At 36.8% G+C, this 23,207-nt stretch carries 17 protein-coding genes, 3 tRNA genes and 1 pseudogene; 9 read left to right on the top strand and 12 right to left on the bottom strand.

The window, feature by feature from the left end; all coding sequences use genetic code 11:
- Window positions 1–57 precede the first annotated feature (57 nt).
- The 5 genes and pseudogenes from dinD to AB8P06_RS00995 all read left to right on the top strand — a co-directional run bounded on the left by dinD (window position 58) and on the right by AB8P06_RS00995 (window position 5,604).
- Window positions 58–893, top strand: a pseudogene (gene dinD / locus AB8P06_RS01015) (DNA damage-inducible protein D).
- A gap of 8 nt (window positions 894–901) precedes the next feature.
- Window positions 902–2,284: a phosphoglucosamine mutase gene (gene glmM / locus AB8P06_RS01010; RefSeq protein WP_369836679.1), complete on the top strand. Its 1,383-nt coding sequence runs from the start codon at window positions 902–904 to the stop codon at window positions 2,282–2,284.
- Window positions 2,285–2,332: 48 nt separating this feature from the next.
- The gene (locus AB8P06_RS01005; protein WP_369836677.1) at window positions 2,333–2,911 is read left to right on the top strand and encodes a Crp/Fnr family transcriptional regulator; all 579 of its coding nucleotides are present in this window, start codon (window positions 2,333–2,335) and stop codon (window positions 2,909–2,911) included.
- A 132-nt stretch (window positions 2,912–3,043) separates the two neighbouring features.
- The gene (locus AB8P06_RS01000) at window positions 3,044–4,015 is read left to right on the top strand and encodes a quinone oxidoreductase family protein (RefSeq protein ID WP_369836674.1); all 972 of its coding nucleotides are present in this window, start codon (window positions 3,044–3,046) and stop codon (window positions 4,013–4,015) included.
- Window positions 4,016–4,224: 209 nt separating this feature from the next.
- Complete coding sequence (locus tag AB8P06_RS00995) at window positions 4,225–5,604, top strand: tetratricopeptide repeat protein (protein WP_369838357.1); 1,380 nt, start codon at window positions 4,225–4,227, stop codon at window positions 5,602–5,604.
- 42 nt (window positions 5,605–5,646) lie between these two features.
- Here AB8P06_RS00995 and AB8P06_RS00990 read toward each other — a convergent pair whose 3' ends face one another.
- From AB8P06_RS00990 to AB8P06_RS00980, 3 genes are read right to left on the bottom strand one after another with little or no spacing between them, the layout of a single operon-like run.
- Window positions 5,647–6,534: a DMT family transporter gene (locus tag AB8P06_RS00990; RefSeq protein WP_369836671.1), complete on the bottom strand. Its 888-nt coding sequence runs from the start codon at window positions 6,532–6,534 to the stop codon at window positions 5,647–5,649.
- Complete coding sequence (gene aat / locus AB8P06_RS00985; protein WP_369836669.1) at window positions 6,521–7,174, bottom strand: leucyl/phenylalanyl-tRNA--protein transferase; 654 nt, start codon at window positions 7,172–7,174, stop codon at window positions 6,521–6,523. Before aat ends, AB8P06_RS00990 begins: the two co-directional genes overlap by 14 nt.
- A gap of 58 nt (window positions 7,175–7,232) precedes the next feature.
- Complete coding sequence (locus AB8P06_RS00980; RefSeq protein WP_007840457.1) at window positions 7,233–7,610, bottom strand: DUF3127 domain-containing protein; 378 nt, start codon at window positions 7,608–7,610, stop codon at window positions 7,233–7,235.
- Window positions 7,611–7,788: 178 nt separating this feature from the next.
- Between AB8P06_RS00980 and AB8P06_RS00975 the strand changes: the two genes are divergently transcribed.
- The 3 genes from AB8P06_RS00975 to AB8P06_RS00965 all read left to right on the top strand — a co-directional run bounded on the left by AB8P06_RS00975 (window position 7,789) and on the right by AB8P06_RS00965 (window position 8,042).
- Window positions 7,789–7,870 (top strand) — tRNA-Leu (locus AB8P06_RS00975).
- 6 nt (window positions 7,871–7,876) lie between these two features.
- Window positions 7,877–7,952 (top strand) — tRNA-Gly (locus AB8P06_RS00970).
- Window positions 7,953–7,958: 6 nt separating this feature from the next.
- Window positions 7,959–8,042, top strand: a tRNA-Leu gene (locus tag AB8P06_RS00965).
- Between the two features lie 97 nt (window positions 8,043–8,139).
- Here the strand turns inward: AB8P06_RS00965 and AB8P06_RS00960 are convergent.
- From AB8P06_RS00960 to AB8P06_RS00920, 9 genes are all read right to left on the bottom strand, one after another.
- On the bottom strand, window positions 8,140–9,255 hold the full coding sequence (locus tag AB8P06_RS00960) for an endonuclease/exonuclease/phosphatase family protein (RefSeq protein ID WP_369836666.1): 1,116 nt from the start codon (window positions 9,253–9,255) through the stop codon (window positions 8,140–8,142).
- 5 nt (window positions 9,256–9,260) lie between these two features.
- Complete coding sequence (locus tag AB8P06_RS00955; protein ID WP_369836663.1) at window positions 9,261–11,150, bottom strand: hypothetical protein; 1,890 nt, start codon at window positions 11,148–11,150, stop codon at window positions 9,261–9,263.
- Window positions 11,151–11,363: 213 nt separating this feature from the next.
- A complete protein-coding gene (locus tag AB8P06_RS00950; RefSeq protein ID WP_369836660.1) occupies window positions 11,364–12,788 on the bottom strand; it encodes a lamin tail domain-containing protein in 1,425 nt (474 codons plus the stop codon).
- 420 nt (window positions 12,789–13,208) lie between these two features.
- Window positions 13,209–15,062, bottom strand: coding sequence for an alkaline phosphatase family protein (locus AB8P06_RS00945; protein ID WP_369836658.1), 1,854 nt, complete (start codon window positions 15,060–15,062; stop codon window positions 13,209–13,211).
- A gap of 274 nt (window positions 15,063–15,336) precedes the next feature.
- A complete protein-coding gene (locus tag AB8P06_RS00940; protein WP_369836655.1) occupies window positions 15,337–16,005 on the bottom strand; it encodes an HAD-IA family hydrolase in 669 nt (222 codons plus the stop codon).
- A 5-nt stretch (window positions 16,006–16,010) separates the two neighbouring features.
- Complete coding sequence (locus tag AB8P06_RS00935; protein WP_369836652.1) at window positions 16,011–17,165, bottom strand: TIGR03364 family FAD-dependent oxidoreductase; 1,155 nt, start codon at window positions 17,163–17,165, stop codon at window positions 16,011–16,013.
- Between the two features lie 14 nt (window positions 17,166–17,179).
- Entirely contained in the window at window positions 17,180–18,484 is a 1,305-nt protein-coding gene (locus AB8P06_RS00930) for a DUF5690 family protein (protein ID WP_369836650.1), read from the bottom strand.
- A gap of 10 nt (window positions 18,485–18,494) precedes the next feature.
- Window positions 18,495–21,320, bottom strand: a complete 2,826-nt coding sequence (locus tag AB8P06_RS00925; protein ID WP_369836647.1) for a TonB-dependent receptor — start codon at window positions 21,318–21,320, stop codon at window positions 18,495–18,497.
- Window positions 21,321–21,649: 329 nt separating this feature from the next.
- Window positions 21,650–22,222, bottom strand: a complete 573-nt coding sequence (locus tag AB8P06_RS00920; protein WP_369836645.1) for a helix-turn-helix domain-containing protein — start codon at window positions 22,220–22,222, stop codon at window positions 21,650–21,652.
- Window positions 22,223–22,499: 277 nt separating this feature from the next.
- On the opposite strand from AB8P06_RS00920, the gene AB8P06_RS00915 reads away from it, so the two are divergent.
- Complete coding sequence (locus AB8P06_RS00915) at window positions 22,500–23,207, top strand: response regulator transcription factor (RefSeq protein ID WP_369836642.1); 708 nt, start codon at window positions 22,500–22,502, stop codon at window positions 23,205–23,207.

Here is a 23,207-nt window from a genome sequence, read left to right as displayed (position 1 = left end):
CTAAAAGTTCTCAGAGATCAATTTTTACTTATTTTTGTTTAACCAAACACAAATAATATGAAAAAAGAATTGATAGAGGAGCTCTTTCTAAAATTTGAAAACGCCCGTCATTTTGTTGATAACATTGAATGTTGGAGCGCAAGGAATTTGCAGGAAATTTTAGGATACTCCAAATGGGATAATTTCTTAAAAGTTATAGATAAAGCAAAAAAATCTTGTGAAAATGCAGGTGGAAACGTTTTGGATCATTTTGCCGATATCGGGAAAATGATCGATTTAGCAAAAGGAGCTCAAAGAGAAATTCACGATATTGCTTTGACCCGATATGCCTGTTATTTAATTGCACAAAACGGAGATACAGCTAAAAACGAAGTTGCCTTTGCTCAAACCTATTTTGCTGTTCAGACGAGAAAGCAGGAGATTATTGAGAAAAGACTGTTAGATGTAGCAAGAGTAGCAGCGAGAGAAAAATTGTCAAAGTCTGAAAAGATTCTTTCTGGCATAATTTATGAAAGAGGAGTTGACGAGAAAAGTTTTTCAATAATTCGTTCAAAAGGAGACCACGCGTTATTTGGTGGATTTTCCACGAATGAGATGAAAAAGAAAATGAGGGTTCCGCCAAGCAGGCCATTAGCCGATTTTCTTCCCACGCTGACAATCAAGGCGAAAGACTTTGCAACGGAGCTTACAAGTCATAATGTGGTTGAAAAAGATTTAAATGGGGATGATCAAATTACGAATGAACATGTTGAAAATAATCTGGCTGTAAGAAAAATGTTAGGAGAAAGAGGGGTAAAGCCGGAAAACCTCCCGTCACTTGAAGATGTAAAAAAGTACAAAGAAAACTGGAAAGTGATGAAAAAAAAATATTAAAAGAAACAAAGAAAAAGTAAAAATAGGAATGTCATTAATAAAAAGTATCTCAGGGATCCGGGGAACGATCGGAGGAAAAGTAAATGATAACTTAACGCCGCTTGATGTGGTAAAATTTGCTTCCGCATTCGGAACCTGGCTTCAGAATAATAAGAATAAAAAGAATTTAACCCTTGTCATAGGACGAGACGCCAGAATTTCAGGAGAAATGGTTTCTTCTTTAGTGACGGCTACTTTACAGGGTTTAGGAATCAATGTTGTTGATTTAGGACTGTCTACAACGCCTACCGTTGAGATAATGGTTCCCGAACTGAATGCAGACGGAGGAATTATCCTTACTGCTTCTCACAACCCAAAACAATGGAATGCCCTTAAATTATTAAACGATAAAGGAGAATTCATCAGTGGTGAAAACGGAGCTGATGTTCTTGCTTTGGCAGAAAGTGAAGATTTCAATTATGCTGAGGTAGACGATTTGGGACAATACACAACAAGAGATGATGCTTTTGATATTCATATCCAGCAGATTCTTGATTTGCCGATGGTAGATGTCGAAGCAATTAAAGCGAAAAATTTTAAAGTAGTTTTAGATGCGGTGAATTCAACTGGAGGAATTGCTATTCCAATGCTATTGGATAAACTGGGTTGTGAAACCGTAAAATTATATTGTGAACCGAATGGCCAGTTTCCACACAATCCTGAACCGTTAAAGGAACACCTGGGAGATATCTGTGAGCTTGTAAAAAAAGAAAATGCAGACTTCGGGGTGGTGGTTGATCCTGATGTTGACCGATTAGCATTAATAGATGAAAAAGGAGAAATGTTCGGCGAAGAATATACATTGGTTGCTGTTGCAGATTATTTGCTGAAAAATAAAAACGGAGTGGCCATTTCAAACCTTTCTTCAAGCCGCGCGTTGAGAGACGTTGCCCAATCGCACAACTCAGAATATTTTGCAAGTGCAGTGGGAGAGGTGAATGTGGTTACCTTAATGAAAGAGAAAAACGCAGTGATCGGAGGTGAAGGAAACGGCGGAATTATCTACCCTGATTTACATTACGGAAGAGATTCTTTAGTAGGAATCGCTTTATTCTTAACCCATCTGGCTAAAGAAAATAAAACCGTTTCAGAATTAAGAGCAGGCTATCCAAGTTATTTTATGGGTAAAAAGAAAATCGAGCTGACTCCGGAAATCAACGTAGATGATATTTTATCTAAAATGGAAAAAGAATATCAGAATGAAGAGGTTTCTACAGTTGACGGAGTAAAAATCGATTTTGAAAACAACTGGGTTCATCTTCGTAAGTCGAATACCGAACCGATCATCAGAATTTATACTGAAGCAAAATCGCAAGAAGAAGCAGATCGATTAGGAGACGATATCATCGCAAAAATTAAAAGTTTGATTTAATAAAATATAAGGAACGGGGCTTTTATCTCGTTCTTTTTTTTACACAAAATGTTCGAACGTCTACAAAACAGATTCTCTTTCCCGAAAGGAACCTGGGGAAAGTTCAGAAAGAATTTCAAACGAATTGAAGTTCCGGCCAAAACAATTCTTTTAAAGGAAGGTGAAGTTTCATTCAACGCCTACTTTATTGAGAAGGGAATTGTTCGTGCATGGTACAACAACGACGGAAAAGACATTACCTTTCAGTTTTTCATGGAAAATACTATGTTTTCTTCATTGGAAAGTTTCAGGAAGGGATTACCGAGTATGCTTTCGGTGGAAACAGTTGAACCTTGTATCTTATGGAAGATTGATAAAACAAGCGTCGACAAAATTTTAAAAGAGGTCTATGAAGATCCGAAACTCAGAAATGAATTCATGGATTCTGTTTTTGAAAGGGTTTTTGATTATATGAAACATTTTTTCTCCTTTATCAAAGACAGTCCACAGGAACGTTACCTCAATCTTTGTAAAGACAAACCGGATATTATCAAAAGAGTTTCACAACATTATATTGCTTCATATTTAGGAATTACCACTGTTCATTTGAGCAGAATTAAAAGTAAGATTTTAAAAGAGGGGCTTTGAAAGGATGGATGATGGGAGCTTGAAGATGGAAGTTTTGTTTCATATTCCTTCCAATTTCCAACCCAACCGATAACAAATGTTATTGCACTTTGAAATACTTTCGAAATAATTTTGTATTAAATTATAAAACAAATGAAAGCAGCAGTAGTATTTGAAAAAGGAGCAACTCCTCAATATGCAGATTTTCCTGATCCAATTATTAATAATGAAAATGAAGCTTTAATATTCGTAAAAGCAGCTTCGATCAAGCATCTCGACATAGCAAGAGCAAGCGGAAAACATTATTCAACTGAAAATAAAGAGCATCAATCAACGATTGTTGGAAGCGATGGAGTAGGAGTTTTGGAAAATGGTTCTAAGGTTTATTTCTTCAGTAAAAAAGGAACCGTTGCTGAAAAAGCCGTTGCCGACAAAAATATGATCGTTCCTATTCCTGATGAACTGGATTTTTCGATTGCAGCGGCGTTACCAAATGCAATTATGGGTTCTGCAATGGGACTTAAATTTAAAAATGATTTAAAAGAAGGCGAAACCGTTCTTATTAATGGGGCAACAGGAATCACAGGAAAAGTTGCGGTTCAGGTAGCGAAATTATTAGGTGCTAAAAAGGTTATTGCAACGGGAAGAAACGAAGAAGCTTTGCAGTCTTTGGTCAGATTGGGAGCCGATGAAGTAATTTCTTTACAGGCTGACGATGAAAGTTTTAAACAAAAAATTAGAGATATCCACAATGAAACACCGATTGATATTGTCCTGGATTATGTTTGGGGGCATTCGGTGGAAAACATTTTATCAGCTTTAAAAGGGGACGGAACTTTTTCTCACAAAACTCGCTTGGTTTCTGTTGGCGCAATGAGCGGCGATACGATTCAGTTATCTTCTCAGATTTTACGGGGAACGGATATTCAGATTTCCGGATCGGGATTGGGAAGCTGGACAAAAGAAGAAGTGAAAATGCTTCTTTCTGAGATTATTCCGGAGATGTTTCAGGCAGCCGTTAACGGAAAATTGAAAATTGATACGGAAACCGTTCATCTTAAAGATATCGAAACAATCTGGGAACGCGAAATTGCCAACAGAAAGAGATTAATTGTGTTAATTTAATAATAACTCCCCTTTTTTTATCCACAATTCTTTTATTTGAATGTTCTTTTTACTATCTTTAGGATAGAAATTTACGAAAATATATGTCAAAAAAAATTCGCAACTTTGCATATATTTTGAATATTAAATTTCAGAAGTAATATTAATTTAAGAAGTTTGCCGAGGTCTGCAAGAAAATTCAGACATTGGGCCGACGAAGGTTACACGTATTGGAAGAGTATTTTGGAAATGAACTTGTAAAAAAGTTCGAAGAAATGATGGAAAATAATGATGAATTCTACTTTGATACAGAAGAATTGGAAGACATTATTGTTTATTATCTGGAGCTTGGCGACTTTAATTATGCTGATAATGCAGTAAATTATGGGCTGAAGCTTCATCCCAATTCCTTAGAGATCAAGATCAAAAAACTTGAGGTACTCTTAGAATGGGAAGAATATAATGCGGCGAAGGAGCTTATCGATGAGCTTAAAGGTGCTTCTATGGAGAACACCGACTTTTTGGTTTGCTACGCGAAGTATTATTCGAATTTAGGAAATCCTAGAAAATCCATTGAAATTTGTAAAATTGCATTAGAACTGAAAGAAGAAGAAAACTTCCTTCACAATTTCATTGCAGATGAATATGTAAATTTAGGAGATCCTTTTAACGCTCTTAAACATTACAGAAAAGCACTGAAAGAAGATCCTACGGATGAATATTCGCTGGAAAACTGTATGATTTGCTTCAGTGATTTGAATAAGAGTGAGGAGGCGATTGCCTTTCTTAATGAATATTTAGATGAATTTGCTTACTCTGAAACCGCATGGTTTGAATATGGGCAGTTCTATTTTAACCGGAAGAATTATGAAGAAGCCATAAAAGGATATGACTATTTATTGGCGATTAATTCAAGTTCTGTAGGAGTGTATGCCAATAAAGCAGCCTGCTATGAGGCATTAGGACAGTATAAAAAAGCGATCGAAGTATATGAAGAAATGCTTGAGCTGGAATATACCAAAGCATTTACATTCTATAAAATCGGATTGTGCTATAAAGCTTTAAAACAGCCGATTGTCGCTTTAAACTCATTTCAGAAATCGTTGAGAGAAGACCCTCAGTTTTATCTTGCAATGATGGAACAGTCTTACCTGTACGAAGAAATGGGCGGAATGACCGAAGCCCTGCACTTTGCAAAAGAGGCCACTCATCTGAATGAAAACAATCTTGATTATCAGAAAAGATTAGCGTTTTTATTCATCGATTCAGGGAAGTTTGAAGAAAGCCTTGCCTGTCTCAAAAAACTGGTTGATGCAGAACCTTCCAGATTTTACAACTGGTATGCGTATTCGGAAGTATTGATGCTTTTGGGAGAATACGAAGAAGCGGTTGTGATTTTGGATAAAGCTTTGAAATCACATCACAGAGCGGAATTGTATTATCAGCTGAGCAATTGCTATTTCAATCTAAGAAATCAGGAAAAAGGAATTGAATCGCTTCAGAATGCATTGGCTTTAGACCCTTCTCTTGTTCAGGATATGCAGAAAAAATATCCTTTCATTAAAGAAGAAGTGAAAAGAGCTAAGGCTAAAGTAAAGAAGAAAAATTAAGAACAGAATATTTCAAATAAAAATCCTGCCGGAAGGCAGGATTTATTTTTTTATAACAGCCGGCTTTGATCTTAAGAAGATTAATCCTGCAATGATGATACTTGCTCCTGCAAACTGTAGGATCGTCAGTTTTTCACCATCGAGAATACCCCAGATAATGGCAACAATCGGCATTAGTAAAGTAACCGTTGATGCGAAAAGAGGAGTAGATACTTTCAGCAGCCTGTAATTCATCGTCATTGCAAGCCCGGTCCCGAAAACCGATAGCAAACCTACAAACATCAGCCCAAGCATATTATCTTTAGAAAAATGAAATTCTGAGAAAAATCCGGTCAATGCCAGGGAAACTATTGAGGGCAGAAATAAAACAAAAGAAAAAACAAAGGCTGATAAAACAATAGAAGAAACTTCCATAAGTTTAGATTTTACGGTCGTTGTACTGATGGCATAACATAATGTGGCCAGAAGCAATAATAAAATCGGGATAAGTTTAAACTTTCCGCCTTCTTCACCTCCGAAAGCCAGTAAACAAACACCCGTAAAGCTTATTAGGGTACCGATAATCTGTTTCTTTGTCGTTTCAAACTTCCATATCAATGCTCCGACAATAATCACAAAAATAGGCATCATGGAGTTTATAATTCCGGCGATACTGCTGCTGACCTCCGTTTCCGCTATGGGAAATAAAAACATCGGGATGAAATTTCCCGTAAAAGCTGCTAAAATCAGCCACTTTAAATGTTTTTTTGGAAACAGTTTGTATTTTGAAATGGCGATGGGAAATAAAATAATTCCCGCAATCAATACCCGTAAAGCTCCTACCTGAAATGGATTGAAATGCTCCAAAGATTTTTTTATCAAAATAAAAGAAGAACCCCAAATGATACTAAGTACAAGTAAAAGGATCCATTTTTCTTTATCTGCGTTCATTGTTTTTATGTAAAAGTTTTAAAAATTCTTTTTTAGGAATCATCCTGGCGCCCAGACTTTCAAGGTGCTCTGTATGAGATTGACAATCAATGAGATCTAATGTGTTTTTGTTGCTTTCAACAAAATGAATAAAGCCGGCTTTTGAAGCGTTGCTTACTTTTGCAAACATGCTTTCACCACAGAAAATATTCCCGATTTGAAGTCCGTAAAACCCACCGACCAGTTCTCCTTCCTGCCAGACTTCAATGCTTTTGGCCAATCCGTATTGGTGAAGCTGTACAAAAACTTCCATCAGCTCATTCGAAAGCCATGTTCCGGTCTGTTCTTTTCTGTTGATTTGCTGGCAATTGCGGATAACTTCCCTGAAGTTTTGATTTTCGGTGAAAGTGAAAATATTTCGATTTAATATTTTCCGCATGGATTTTGAGACTTTTAATTCTTCAGGAAACAAAACAAATCTTGGATCGGGGCACCACCAGAGAATTTCTTCCCCCGGATTATACCACGGAAAGATCCCTAATTGGTATCCAAACCAAATCCTTTCCACAGAAAGGTCTCCTCCAAAAGCAATGACTCCTTCATGCCCGTCATAGAGCTCAGGATCGGGGAATGATATATCATTTTCGTCTAATCGAACCATTACAGGAAAAAAAATCCCACTTAATAAAGCAGGATTTATATTTGATTGTTATCTCTGATTAAAAAGGTAAATCATCATCTTCGTCTCCTGCAAAAGGATTTTCGTTAGAAACCGGGGATGCAGATTGTGATGGTGCAGCCTGAGTAGGCTCAGAACCATTATCGAATACTTTTTCCACTCTCCAACCTGTAATAGAGTTGAAGTATTTGGTTTCACCCTGCGGAGAAGTCCATTCTCTTCCTCTGATATTGATTCCTACCTTTACATTTTCTCCTTCTTTAAGATTATCTAATAAACTGATCTTATCAGACAAAAACTCTATGTTTATCGGCTGTGGATACTGCTCCTGGGTTAAAATAACCATTTCTCTTTTCTGAAAACCGCTCGCAAATGTCTGAGCATCAAAAAGTTTCTTTACCGTTCCTTGTAATTCCATATCATAAATATTAACGATGTAAAAGTAATAAAATGAAATGTAATAAAAGGGGGTCAGGAAAAAAAATATAAGATTTTTAAAATTTTCTTTGAAAAGTCTTGCAACTAAAGAAAAATGTCCTATATTTGCACTCACAAAAACGAAACAAGCTCTTTAAAATAAAACTTAACAAAACAACGCGGATGTGGTGTAATTGGTAGCCACGCCAGACTTAGGATCTGGTGCCGAGAGGCGTGGGGGTTCGAGTCCCTTCATCCGCACAGTATGCGAAAATAGCTCAGCTGGTAGAGCACAACCTTGCCAAGGTTGGGGTCGCGGGTTCGAATCCCGTTTTTCGCTCCACTCCATGCCCTGGTGGTGGAACTGGTAGACACGCAGGACTTAAAATCCTGTGCCTCTTTTGGCGTGCGGGTTCAAGTCCCGCCCGGGGTACTAAAACCCTCTGTAATTTTTTACGGAGGGTTTTTTGTTTTTTAGAACTAAATATCAGGAATGGAGATTATAAAATAAGGCCAATCTTGTTTATAGTTTATTCTTTAGGAATCTCAGTTTTAATATCTTGTTCTTTATCCGGCCTCTTTTTAAGAGTTTCCAGATATTGGTCTGTAAAATCAATCTTTAATTCTATCCAGAGCGGTAAATGATCACTCATCTGAAAAGTCCGCCAGCTTTCAAGCTTCCAGGTCGGTGGGAATTCTTTGCCTCTTTCCCTGTATTTTTCTTCAGCAATAAGCTTGTAATATTCTTCATTGTTAAAAACAGAATCATAATAATTAAGTACACCCATTTTTACGCTTTTACTTTCTTCATGAATGTCTAAGTCTTCAAGCCGTAGATTTTGCATATTGAAAGCAATCTGATCAAAAGCCCTGTCATTTTTGGCATTGGTATAAAGAGATTCATTAAAAGGACGAAGATAGAAACCTGTAGGATTTTCCTTTGTGCCTACCAAAGCAGTATAAAATTCATCTCCTGCCTTTTCAATATTGAAATCACCCAATAATACATAGGTTACATCTTCCTTTTTTGCTCTGAAGTCGAGTTTTTCAGCGATCGCTGCAATTTCATTTTTTCGTCTTATATTATCTTTTTCACCGGTTGCAATTTTTGCTTCAGAACCATAATAGACATGTACACTACAAAGGTTAAACTTAAACCAGCTGGCTTGAAAGGCAACCATAAATGGGGGACGTGCAAACCCGTAAGGCAGATTGAATTTCTCTCTTTCTTTAGAATCCAGGTATACTTCCCCGGCAATGTTTTTAAATTTTACTTTGCCTGTATTATAGATAAAGGCGATTCGTTCGTTTCCTCCTTCTGCATTAGGGGTATCGGTAACGATATATTCATATTTATAACCCAAAATTCTCATCAGGTCTGTGAGTGCAGACATATTGTTTCCGATCTCCTGAACAGCGATCAAGTCAAATGACGAAATGATTTCAGCGATATACCAGAAAGATTCTTCCAGACGGTTCTCTGAATTTGAAAATTCTCTCAGGTTCCAGGTGGCCAGCAATAAAGAGCTCCGGTTGGTCCTTTCCGGGAGTTCATTTTTAATCTGCTGTCTTAGTTTCTGGAGATTTTCAATAATATGCAGACGTTCGGTTATTTTAATCTGATCAAGGGGTTTGTAATAGGGCATGGCGGTTATTTTAAAAGTTTTTTATCTTCAAGGTCTTTAAGAATATATTCAATAACCATTTTTGAGGCTTTACGGGCGATTGAAGCTTTTTTAATTTTAAAGAAGGTAATCAATACGGTATTTCCTATCCATCCTGAAATGCGGCTAAATACATTTTCTTTATAATGTTTTTTTATTATTGTTTCAGTAATTGGATGTTGAGAGTCTATTTTTTGATTGGTCAGTTTGTCATATACCAGATCAATCATCTTTATGACTCTGTTTTCAATTTTTGGGGATAGTTTAAGCAGGGTTTCAGGATTGTATGCCGGCCATTTACTAAAAGTTCTTTCAAAAGGGTTGGGGTCTTTTGGATCTTCCATCTTTTCTTTTAATAAATAGAGGTCCGGGATTACCGGTAGAAAAACTTTTCCTATTCTCTTTTTTTCAATCTTAAAGAGATTGATCATTTCCGGGGTCCATTTTTTATGGATAGGATGGACGTTATTATTCTCAGGGTCATATTCAATTGAAAAATAAATTTTAAAGAAATTCCGGGCATTGTCTCTACCCAGAAAAAAATCGTGATGCCTGAAACTGATGTCTAAGAATCCACCGAAAGCATAAACGGATGAGCAGGCAATCGGATGCTCTTCTTTTTTATTATGTTTGTTATATCTGGTCGGGAAAATCTCTCCTGTAAAATATTTTCTCGTATGAAAATCAAGCATCTCTTTTCTTTTTATTCTTGCCTGATCCTGTAACGTTCCCAGGATTGATGGAATAACAGAAAATATATCATCAGGCTGAGTGTAGTCATTACTGTAGATGTGATCGGGAAAAGGATCGATCATGATCAGGGCATATTTATCAGGATCATCAGCGTTTTGCTTTTCTCCGTAACGTTCTTTCAGAATATTTAATACCTCTCCGATAGGCTCATTGTTGATGGCCCCTCCGTCTACCCCGATAAAATTGAACGGATCAGAAACATTTTTGAATTCAATAGGAAGATCAGTAGGGATATTTTCCGGTTTTATCTTATTGTAAAGTAATTTTCTGGAATTATTTTTAATATAATCAACCGTGAATTCATTCTTAAAAAACTCTCTAAAGCGAAGACCAATAGGAAAAGCTCCCGTTGCTTTTGTGGTAAGCTTTAAACGGTCTACAATATTTTTTTCATCGCTGAAAGGAGCCAGAGGCAAATAAAAATCTTTGTGAAGCGGATTGTTTTTGTCATAATCCAGTTTAAAATGAGAAATAACAAAATGCTCAAATGTATTGTATTGTGGAAGATCGGCATCCTTTTTTAATCTCCCGAATGGTGTTGAAAAGTCTATAGGTAAAGGCACGCTTCTCAACATGGTTTGAGATAATAAAACTTCCAGTTCTGAAGATACATATGGAGGCAATTTTTTTTCTTCAACATCATCTGCAAATGCATTATCACAGATTTTGTCAATAAAATCTGAATTGAGCAGAGAAATGATCTTCCCATTATTCAAATCGTCTGCGGATAATGCCTTTTCAAATATTTTCTCCGGGTTATCCTCAGTCTCACCCATCAAAACCCAACTGTCATAAAGCATATTTCCTTTTTTGGAGGAAGGATCTGAAGGGTTGTTTACCGGGTTTATTTTTCCTTTCAGAGCATAAATTGCAGACATCATTGTCGTCATTCCCCCTGCCGAAGCGCCACCCATAGCATCAATGATCACCTTGTGCTTCGGGATATAATTGAGCATATCCTGATCCCATCCCTCAGGAAGCTTTCCGGATTTTGCCTCTTCCCATAATTCCAGGATTTCAAAAAGATAATCCATCACTCCGGCTGTATAGCATCCGGCAGAAATAGCGCCTGCCATTGTAATGCCGACGTGAAATACGTCGTTTTGTCCTTGAATATTTTCCATGGTTATATTTATTTATCAGTTGTTTAGTTTTTAATAAGGCCTGTTGTTGAGACGAATTTATAATAAATCCCTAAAAAATAAAATTCCCCTTTTGTGTTATATTTAATCCTGAATTATTCCCTTTGCCTTCATAAATTCATAAATAAAAAAGCTGCCTTAATAAAAAGACAGCCTGAAATTTAAATGTTTATTATTTAGATTTAATTTCCTGAATTAGTTTCCCGGATAATCTAAAACTGCTCCAAGAACCCACCCTAAAGAATCTACGCTGTTTCCGGCAATAAGATCCTGTGGAGGATTTAAGGTAATCGTAATTGTAGAAGACGAGCTGTCTACAGAAGTGGATGAAGAATAAGTAGACTCTGATGCGCTTGCCAAAGGAATTCCTAAGAAAGACACTTTCACAGAAGAAGACTGTTCGAAGGTTTTCTGAATGCTTTGGTAATTGCTGCTTGTTACTTTAATAACGATCGTCGGATAATTTGAGATAGCTACTCCGTTTAACACTCCGAAAGGACCGTTTTGAGAAAAATCGATGTTTGGATTTGGAGAGAATTTAAATCCTGTCACATCTTTGCTTCCGTTTTTAATGGCTTCCTGAATCGGAGCAAACCATGCCCAGTTCAGTCCGGTTGCTGTATTGTAATTTGAAGGTCCGAAGTTGACTAAAGTAGCTCCGGTGAATGACATGGATACGCTTATTTTATTTTCTGATGTTGCAAGACTGTCTGAGAAATATTTTGCATTTCCACTTACCCCTACCGTTAAGAAGTCCAGTATAGGAATAGAAAAACCAGTGCTTCCGCTTACGGATACTGTAAATCTGTCGCTTGTTTCGCGGCTGACTTCCATGGCAAGATTTACGGCTTGTGAGGTATTTTTCAAGCCATTGAGAATATCACTGATCTGGGTGGTCATCTGGAAGGCCGGAACCGTAGTGTTGTTATCTAACGTTAATCCTCCGTTGTCTGCTGAAGGAGACTGAACGTTCCCTAAGGCTGTGCTTACATAACCGTTATTCATTGTTACATTATTCTGTAACGTTACGGAAGCTCCTAATGCATTCAGGTAATTGGCCAGTACGGGAAGAATAACTTTTCCGCTTGCAGGCGTATTATTTAAAAGCTTATTTAAATTTTTGCTTACCTGGATTTCACTAAGCGTGGTTTTTGGAGACGCCCACTGTGTTGCAATCGTATTCATGATGACATCAATAGGCTGCATGGTAGGAGTTGCAGGAGGAAGGCTTCCGTACGCCTGTTTCCAGGAATTAAGTAAGGCCACCTGCTGATTCACGGCATTCTGTTGAGCTGTGTTCAGTGCCGCAGTATCGCTTGTGGATAAAGAATATACCACTTTAGATAAAACCTGAGTATAAAAGTTAGTGAAAACCTGGTCTAACTGTACCGGAGTGGTATTGGCTTTCAGGTTAGAAGCGATCCAGTTGTACGTTTTATTATTAAAGGCTAAATTGGTCGGATTCTGCCAGTAATAAGGAAAATTTCCTTTATCAGTAATAGTAAGTTGGGAAAGCGGGGTTTTCAGGATTGATGAAAATATACTATTAGCCTGTTTCTGTAATTCTGCGATGATTTCTTCTGCTTCTACAAAAGGAGAAACGTCTGTTGGGTTTTTCATGATTGATTAGTTTTTTGCGGTTTTTTCCTACTCTCTTATCGGCTTTTCGGAATTGGCCGTTGTTTTTTGTCCGTTTTGAAGCTTCGTTTGAACAATCCAAAGTAACGTTGAAAAAAAGGCGGTTTTTAGCGTAGAAATTTCTAATTTTTAAATTGAGTGTTTTGTATGACGAAGACTCCGTAATTACCGAAGGGGAATATCACTAACAGAAAATCAGTGTTTTAGCTTATTGTAAAATCTTTTTTATTTATTAAATTTACTTTAGTTAATAAATAAAAAAGATACTATAAACAGGATGCAGAATATCTTAAACAATTCGGGGTTTTCAGAAAAAAAAGATATTAGAACGCAGATCGGCAGGTCTTTGTTCTAATATCAAAATTTAAATCTAGTATGTGTTAATCATTAAATCATAAAATTTTATTTTTTAATGAAGGTTTTTGAAAGAGATTTTTTATTACCGGTCACTTTTATAAAATAGGTGCCGGCAGGAAGATTTTCAATATTGAGTTTTTCGTCATAATACCCTTTTGAAGATCTCAATTTTTTAAAATCGATAACATTTCCTCTTGAATCAATGATCTCAGCATTTGATTCTTTATCTTCTGATTTGAATTTTATGTTGATATTCTCTTGGGCCGGGTTAGGATAAACCGTAAAATCATTGGCCGGAGCTTCAATATTTCTGGATGCTAAGTTCCCCAGTGAGCATTCAGGAATTCTGTTGACTCCATCTATTCCCCACGAAGGCTGAACAGGAATGCATAACCAGTTTAATACAGTTGGTAAATGATCCGTTTCTCTTGTGGTTGACAGATAATTATAGATTTTAAAATTTGTGGCAGTATTCAGAGATCTTGTCGGGTTTCCTGTAATCGTAGAATTATTGCTGTTCGGACTTGAATCTGTCAGGGTATTTCCAGAAGTTTCATTACATTTCCAGTTGGCCAGTAATTGTGAATAATAAGGATGAGAAGCAGTGATGTCCTGATTTGCCCAGTTTACTAAAACAGCATTGGGGATCGCCGACTTCCAGATTCTGATGTCTTTATAAGAAGCTGCCAGGTTTTGTCCGTAAACATTGGTTCCGTCCTGATTGATCGTAAGCGGAAGCCCGGAATCGATATTCCCGATTGTATTCATTTTCGCAAAAGTTACCGGAACGCCGTCTTCATACATCGTTACAAGACCGTCTCTGTCAAAGCTTACCGCAATATGTTTCCATTTATTTGTCTCAACTTTTCCTCCTACAAGATCAATCCTGTTGGTTCCGTCACCAATATTCATTTTAAAAGTCTGCCCGGAATATCCTGAAATGACGAAACCTTTATTCTTGCCACTGTTCCAGTTTTTATTACTAATCATTACCGGATCACTGGAGTAGTTTGCATTAGGCTTTACCCAAAATTCAATCGTAAAATCCTGGTTTGCTCCAAAATTAAATGGTGATTGATTGGCAGGCTTTGCATAAGTTCCTGCAGGAAGATTAAGCTGATTATAGGTTTTATTGGCGTCAATTATTGTTTTGCTGATCTGTTGCGGAGTAAAATTCGGGTTTGAATAAATCGTGAAGATATTTCTTTCCGAAAGATTTCCTCCTCCATGGCCGTTATCTACTGCTCCGTGATCTGTTGTTAAAACCACCAGCCAGTCTTCATTTTGATAGGTTGCCCTGTTTTTCATGGCATTTACAATCTCTCCGATATAAGCATCCGTGGTCTGTATTGAAGAAACATATTGCGAAACACTTGATGAGAAGCCATATGAATGTCCGGCATGATCCACATCATCAAAATCAATAAACAGAATATCCGGGTTATCGTTTTGTAAAGCATTAACTGCTGCGTTTTTTACCGCTAAATCTGTGCTTAAATTGGTTTGTACATCCGCATTTTGAACGATCTTATCATTAACGGGTGCCCAGTGTGCTAAAGAAATGGTCTTTAAATTAGGATTGTAAGTCTCTGCTCTGGTCAGGAAATCAGGATAGTTGACATAATTCGGGTTGGTAAAATTGTTATCCTGAACATTGTGCTTGGTATGCCATACTCCGGTGAGCATGGTGCTCCAGCCGTTTCCACTCCAGGTAGGAGCAGCACAAAGGCCATCTAAAGAATAAATGGATTGATTCGCCAAAGAATGGATGTTAGGAGTATTGGCAGACATCATTACATCAGCCCGGCATCCGTCGATACCGATAAAAAGAACTTTTTTAGTCTGAGCACTTAGAAAGCAGCTCATTAGGACTGCCATAGAAAAGAGTTTTGTTTTCATGAGTTTGGATTGTTTTAAAAATAAAAAAGTTTACAAATAGTAATTTTAATTTAATAATTGTAAAATTAATTTACTATTTGTAAACAAGTATGAACGGAAGGTTAATTAATTGATAATTAAAATGTTATGTCTTAAAACACAAGGTAACACAAATGTGTTTCACAAATAGCACAATAAAAAACTTGTGGTCATTTGTGAATAATTCGTGTTATCAGTGGTTAACCAAAATGTTTAAACTAAAGAGGCTGAATCAATAGATTTTTGAAAGAATAAGTTAAAGAATTTCTTCAGCCTCAGAGATGGTATTAAAAATATAATCCGGATTAGATTTTTCCAGTTCGGTTTTGCTTTGAGCTCCCGAAAGTACGGCAATGGTTAATCCACAACCTGCATTTTTTCCCTCTTCAATATCAATGACTGAATCCCCTGCTTTTAAAACTCTTTCAGGCTCAAGAATATTAAATTTCTTCATCGCAAGGTGTATCATTTCAGGACTGGGACGGCTTTCTGATACATCATCTGCTGTAATCAGGGCATCGTAATGTACATTTTCTTTCCAGCCGAGTTTGTCTAAAAGCTGTTGAGCGATTTCAGAAGTATATCCTGTATTGAGAACAATTTTTTTATTCCCGGACCTCATTTTCAGTAAGAAATTTTCTACACCGTTAATGGGCTGCACATTGAGATTCCGGTAAGCTTCCTTCAGCTGGTCCGAAAAGTTTTCAAAAATAGCCGGTGCTTCTTCGTCTTTCCCACCGATTTCCTTTAATAGGTTGCTGATTGCTTCCAGCTTTTCCATGCCTGCACAGCTGGATAAAACCTTCTCTAAAGAAACCTGATATCCGTAATCATTTACGGCATTCATCAGTGTTTTATATACTACATTGTCTTCATTAATTGTAGTTCCGGCCATATCCAGAACCAATAATTCTATGTTCTTCATTTATTTTATGTGTAAATTTTATCAATATTAAATTTTGAAAACCCTCCGCTTCCGGTCATTCCTTTTCCACCGATCCCGGTTACAAAATGAATATTAGGTGACGGATTGTACTCAAAAAGGTCTTTGGTTTTGCATTGAGAATAGACGCCAAACCATCTTCTCTGAATTTCGTAAGTCGGCAGGTCTATAATCTTCCGGGCTTCATTGATCATAAATTCGTCAATTTCCATATTAAGGTCATATCCCAAAGCATCGGAATCCTTTGCATTGGCATATTCATGGGAATCTCCTAAAATAATGGAACCGTCGAGAGCCTGTTTGAATAAAATATGTATTCCGTATTTTTTCTCAAAAGAATTCGGTTTTTCAAGCGATTTGATCTTTTCATAGGAAGGGCATTCCTGGAAAGATTCGTACCGTCTGATGGATAATCCGGTCAGGATATTGCCCTGTAAAGAATAAATTCCCTGGGGTTTTGTCTGAAGCATCTGCAGTTTGCTTACTTCAAGATCACTTTCATTAAACACTTTCGGGTATAATGTTTTAAACTCATGTCCGCCGCAGATGATTATTTTTTCTGCATTGAATATGGTTCCTTCTGCCGTGATGGCAATGCTTTGACGATCATCTTCATATGTTTCAACAACTGTAGTGTTGTAGAATATTTTTAAACCTGATTTTTCCTTTAGCAACTCATGAAGTTTCACAATCATTTCTGCAGAATCAACTGATAATTCCTGCGGGAAAAATAATCCGCCTTTGCAGTAATCGGAACGCAAGCCATCGTATTTTTTAATACAATCATTTTTAGATAAAAGAACAGATTCATAACCATTGTTCTTATTAATTTCATAAAGCTCATGGATCAGCTGCATTTCTTCATCGTTGGATGCAATATAAACCGAGCCGTTTTTCCGGATCGTCATGTCGGTTTGAGCCTGTAACTCATTATATAGGGCTAAGCTTTCTCTTCCGAAATTCTGCCATTTCAGATCCATTCCGGATGGAACTACCTGTCCGAAATTTCTTACCGTAGCACCTTGTGGCAAAGAATTTTTTTCAAGCAAGGCTACTTTCAGGTTTCTTTTTAAAGCATGATAAGCATGGAATGTTCCTAAAATTCCACCGCCCACAACGATTAAATCGAATTTTGTTGTCATTTTACTGTATTTTTTTAGATCATTTTCGACCGGGTGTCGAAATTGATGTATGGATTATTATGGTTTGATTTGGGTCTTGATTTTTTTCTGAAGCTTAAATAAGCAATCAAAGATGAGATGAAAACAATGATGACGATAATATAATTCAGATGGATATAAAAATTAAGCCATGAAGTTCTGGCTGATCCGAAGTTTTTATAAAGCAGGATCAGAACACTTCCCAGATACCCGAAAGAATCTACAAAGTAAATCAGGAACCCCACATTTCCTTTGATTTCAAAAGCAGCAATCATCCGGTCGAAATAAATTCCATTAAAGGGAATATAGCAAAGATACATTCCAAAACCCGAAAGTACCATCCACAAAAAAGGCGACATTAAGCCATGTTGGAAAAGATAGGTTGAAAGGCCTACAATTCCTATTCCTGTAAAAAGAATATAATGATAATAAGCAAATGCTTTTTTATTGTTCTTTACTTTCACCATAAAGCTCAAGACCAGCAATACCATAATGGCAATAGGGATTTCGGTTATGGTGAAAATAGAGCTGTCAAACCTGATATTCAGATTGTCCCAGATCTCACGGTTGAAATTATCTCTGAAATCCCTCAAAACAGTAAGGCTTACATATAGAAAAGTGATGCAGATAATAGGGATAAAAAACTGACGGATCAGAGCTTTTCGTTCTTTTTTATGAAGCGGGTGTCTTTTGTTTTTCAGTAAAACATCTTCTTCTGTAGGTTGGGGAATTCTTTCCAGCATAAAACCGAAAATAATAAGCGGAATGATAAAAAGCAATCCTGTGGTAAAAGGCATCCAGAACTCCGAAACTCCGAAAGTATCCATTAAAAATTTTCCGACAGATTTTGTAAATCCTGAAGAGACGACAAAACTTGAACAGAGAAATAAGCCGATGATCTCCGTTGTTTTCCTTCCTTCAATATAGGAGAAGACAATTCCCCAGATCATTCCCAGCGGCATCCCGTTGATAAACATAAAAAGAATATTATAAGGAGCCGGAACAACGGCAAACCCAAGTAAAGCAAGCTCTGCAATGACAATAAAAATAAATAAATAAGAGATTCTCTTTTCAGGTTTTAATTCAGAAATAAAACGGATTCCGATGAATTTTGAGATGAAATATCCCATGACCTGAGCAATGATGATCAGTACTTTATACTCAACCCCGAAATAAGAAAGACCTTCAAACGAAGCCACAGTAAACGGTTTTCTAAAACCATACATGCAGAAGTAGACCCCGAAAGCAGCAAATGCCGCTTTCAGAGTTATTCCTATGTTTTTATTATTGTTTTCAGCCATTTTTATTGTATTAGAAATTAAGCTTTATGCCGAGATTGAATCTTACCCCGTAATATTCTACCTGCTCAGGACGGTCCTCACTTTTTCCGAAATGATAGATCAATGGCTTATTCAGGATGTTGTTTACATCTGCGTACAGCATTAAATATTTTGTAAACTGATAAGATCCGCCGAAATCAAGACTGCTGTATTTTCCGTAGTAAGAATCGTTGAGGTCTTCTTCCGCATATTCCACCGCATATTTTCCTTTATAATTATAGGCCAGCCTCGCATTGAATCCTTTTTTCTCAAAGAAAAGCTGCACATTATATAGCTGTTTAGCCTGATAGGGAAGTGCTACTTTTCTTCCGCCTGGTTTTTCCATTTCGGAAGTCATCAGGGTGGCGTTAAGCTGGGTTCCGAAATACTGCAGGAATCCGGGAAGGAAGTCAAACCTTCTGTTAATTCCCAGTTCAAAACCGCCCAGCCACGCTCTTTTTCCATTATTTGGAGCTGTGAATTGTACCCCGCTGATTCCGTTATAAGAGCTGATGAAAGAATCCTGGAATATAGGATCTGTAATAGATTTATAAAATATTCCGCCACTCAGGATCCCTACATTCGAGAAATAATACTCACCCATCAGGTCAAAATTTAATGAATACGTTGGGTTCAGATTCGGGTTTCCGCCTTTAAATTCATTATCAGCTTCTATATAAGTTCCGCCAGGAGTTAAATCACCGAAATTCGGTCTTGAAAAAGTTCTTGTTGCTGCAAAACGCAAGTTCGTTTTATCATTTAATGTATACTTCAGATGTAGCATCGGTAAAACAGCAAGATAGTTTTTAGTGTTTTCAACAGGTGTTAAAACATCTTCAATGACGTTGTAACCCTTTACTCTTGTATGCGTGTTTGATAACCTGATCCCGCCCAGGACGGTAATCCGGTCATTGATTTTATACGTTCCCATTCCAAAGGCATCGGCGTGTTTTTCAAAAACATCAAAATTTCTTCCCAGTGCTTTATTATATTCAAGTGCTTCTGAATCCGCAGTATTTATTTTTAAATTTCCCTGATTCTGATACCAGAACTGGTCCATTCCGGATGTTGATAAGACCGGACCGAATGTATTTCCGATGTGGGCATTCATTTCACTTAAATACTTTGTACCATTCGGCTGGGCTGTAATGTACTGTCCGAAATCAGATAAAAAAGGGGCATTCCCGTTGTTCCAGTTATAAAAAATATCTGAGAACCTTGCATTACGTTCCTTGTCGCGGTATTTGAAACCATATTTTAGAGTGAGTTGATCAGAAACATTGATCTCATGGTTGAAGGCGGCTACAATTTTATCTTTTTCCTCCACGAAAACTTTGTAAAATTCCAGATCGGTAAATTTCATCTGTGAAGCATCCATTTTAAAATCCGGATTGCTGTAAAAACCGAATAATGCATCCGGATCTTTATAATCTAATTTTCCGCCGTCTGCCTTCCAGTAAGCTCTTGGTCCGTTTCCGTGATCAGCGATATAATTCGGGTTGATCCCGACACCGGACTGGGTATATTTTATTACGTAATAAGAATTATTTTGTTTGTCAGGGATGTTTCCATATTTAAACCGGTTGTCATAATAAGAGAGATCCCAATCAATTTTTCCTTTATTTAAACGGTGATTTCCACCTAATGAAACGGATGTTAATTCTGTAATCAATAGATTGTGAATGTTTTGCAATTCAACTCTTGCCGTGTTATTGGTTGAGCTGAATTTATCAAATCTGATCCTGTGTTTGTAATGGGTTTCATCATCGGCTAATGTTCCGTACATTCCTTTTAGATAAAAAGTACTTTTAGGAGACAGAACATATTCAAAGGCAGTATTGATTCCGGTAGTTTTTCTTACCCCGTTATAATCACGCAGTTCCAGTCTGAAAACTCCTTCATCACCACTTCTTCTCGCTTCAAAATTATCGGTAGACCAGTTTCTGGTGAAATGGGCAATGTTAAATAAATACCCGAATTTTTTATCTTTTGTTCTTCCACCGTACAGTAACCCCAAATTGTAAACGCCTTTATCCGATTTGGCGTTGTAACCACTTCCTAATGTGATTTTTAACTCGGTTTTCATAGGAGGTGTTTTGGTGATGAAATTAACACCACCGCCAATTCCGTCCGCTTCCATATCGGGAGTAAAAGATTTATTTACATGTACATAGGAAATAAGTTCCGTCGGGAAAAAATCAAATGCTGTTGCTCTGGAAGTGGTTTCTTCTTCCGCTGTCGGAAGCCTGTTCCCGTTGATGGTTGTCGATGCCCAGAATGGAGGAAGCCCTCTGAGAGAAACGAATCTTCCTTCGCCCTGGTCTCTTTCTATGGAAACTCCCTGAACACGTTGAACCGTTTCTGCTGCATTTCTGTCCGGTAGTTTTCCGATACCGTCCGATGCAATAACATTGGTAATATTAATTGCATTTTTTTGAAGATTTAAAGCCCTTGCTTCAGTATTTTTTAAAGTACCTGTGACAACAACTTCATCAATATTTTTTTGTTTCTGGGACAGCTTTACATTTCCCAGATCTACGGTTTCTCCTGTTTTTACTTCCACATTGATGCTTGAGGTTTCATAACCGATATAGCTTACCTGCAGATCATAAGTTCCGGCTTTTACATCATTGATGGAAAATTTACCGTCAACATCTGTCGATGCTGTTTTGGAAGATTCCTTTATTTTTATAGAGGCGCCGGGAAGGGGTTGGCTCTCGTCAAGGATGATTCCTATGATAGATTGTTTTTGTGCAGAAACCCAAGTAATCATACACACAAAAACAAGAATAAGTAATTTCTCTAATTTTGTTTTCATTTTTACATATATTAAATTTTTTATGCAAAACAAGCTATTAATTTTAATATATGTAATAATTTCATATTAAGTAATGTTTAATAATTTTTAAGGGAAAACTACAAATGGGTTAACATTAAATTTTTCATTGAAAAAAGAAGAAAATAATAAAAGCTCTTTAAAACAGATATTTAAAGGAAGTTTTGACTATAATTGAGAAACAGAATAACTCATAAAACCACTTAAAAAATTAAGTGGTTCCGGTTAATTGTATATTAATTCTGAAGTATGTTAAAAAAGCAAAAGTTGAATATTTGTAAACTTTTGAATTTAGATGCCTCCCAAATGTATTATTTATCAGAATAAAAATAAAGAACAAGCATGATGCAATTTTCATCGCTTATACTCACAGGAACGTGTGGAAATTTCCCGTTGAAATAGAGAGAATCGCCTTCTCGTAAAAAGACCTCTTCATTATCAATCACATATTTTACTTTTCCTTTCAGAACATATTTGAATTCCCAGGCGTCTGTAATTACCTTTTCCCTTCTGGAATTCGGCTCAAGGGTTAATAAAACAGCTTCAAAACCCAGTGAATGTAGGCTTTTACTGAAAATATGCATGTATTTAAAGCCTTCTGCTTCTACTTCCTTTTCAATAAGCTGCTGACTTTCTTTGGGAAGATGAATGAATTTAGCATTTGATTTTTTTTCTACGCCTTCAAAAAAATAGCTGGCATCGATCTCCAGGGATTGGATCAGATCCAGAAGAACGGGAAGAGAGGGAATCGTTCTGCCATTTTCAATCCGGGAAACCAATCCATTACTCACATTGGCTTTGAACGCGAGTTCATGAATGGTTAAATTATTTTTTTTTCTAATGTCCTTTAATCTCTTTCCGATACCTATTAAAAAATCATTCATACTCATTAAGGTTTAACCTTTATTATTTTCATCGTTATTAGTGACCGCAAATGTAGCATTAATTCTATATAGTTTTACAAAGTTTAGAATCATTAACTAAAATTATTATATTGATTTTTAAATTCTTAACCCTTAAGAATAATGGAGTTATGGATTTTAGCAAGGAAAGATATTTTAATTTTAGACCTCCAAAAAAGAATGATTTTAATCTTCCCTTCTTCCGGGTCCCTGCTTCCGGGCAAAATAAAATTTGCTATTTTTGTGATATTCGTTACTTATGAAAAAAATAATCCTGATCGAAGACGAAACGAGTGTGGTATCTTTTATTAAAAAAGGACTGCAGGAAAATAGCTACGAAGTTTCTGTGGCTTTTGACGGCCGTACCGGAGTACAATTGGTACAGTCAAACGATTTCGATCTCGTCGTTCTGGATATTATGTTACCGGAAATGAATGGGTTGGATGTCTGTAAAGAAATAAGAAAAACGAATAAACATGTTCCGATTCTTTTTTTAACAGCACTGGGCACTTCAGAAAATATTGTTCTCGGCCTCGAAAGCGGAGGTGATGATTATCTGGTAAAACCATTTAAGTTTATTGAATTGGTGGCCCGTGTAAAATCGCTGTTAAGAAGAAGCAATAACAACCCGGCACAGGAAATTGCCGAACCTGAAATCGATAATGAGCACGTTTTTCAATTCTCCGATTTAATGGTTAACAATTACACCAAAAAGGTGACCCGGGCGGGAGAAGAAGTTTCCCTTACTTCCACGGAATATAAATTGCTGATGTATTTCCTTACTAATCCTGAGAAAGTGATTTCCCGTGCAGAAATCCTTGATGCGGTCTGGGGAGTCAATTATGAGCTGGGCACCAATGTGGTGGATGTTTACGTAAATTATTTAAGAAAAAAACTCGATCAGCAGGAAGATAATAAGCTGATTCATACCGTTATCGGAATGGGATATGTGCTGAAAAAACCGTAG

Origin of the sequence: Chryseobacterium tongliaonense (assembly GCF_041224435.1) — a bacterium.
Taxonomy (GTDB): Bacteria; Bacteroidota; Bacteroidia; order Flavobacteriales; family Weeksellaceae; genus Chryseobacterium; species Chryseobacterium tongliaoense.
This window is presented reverse-complemented; position numbering and strand designations above follow the sequence as displayed.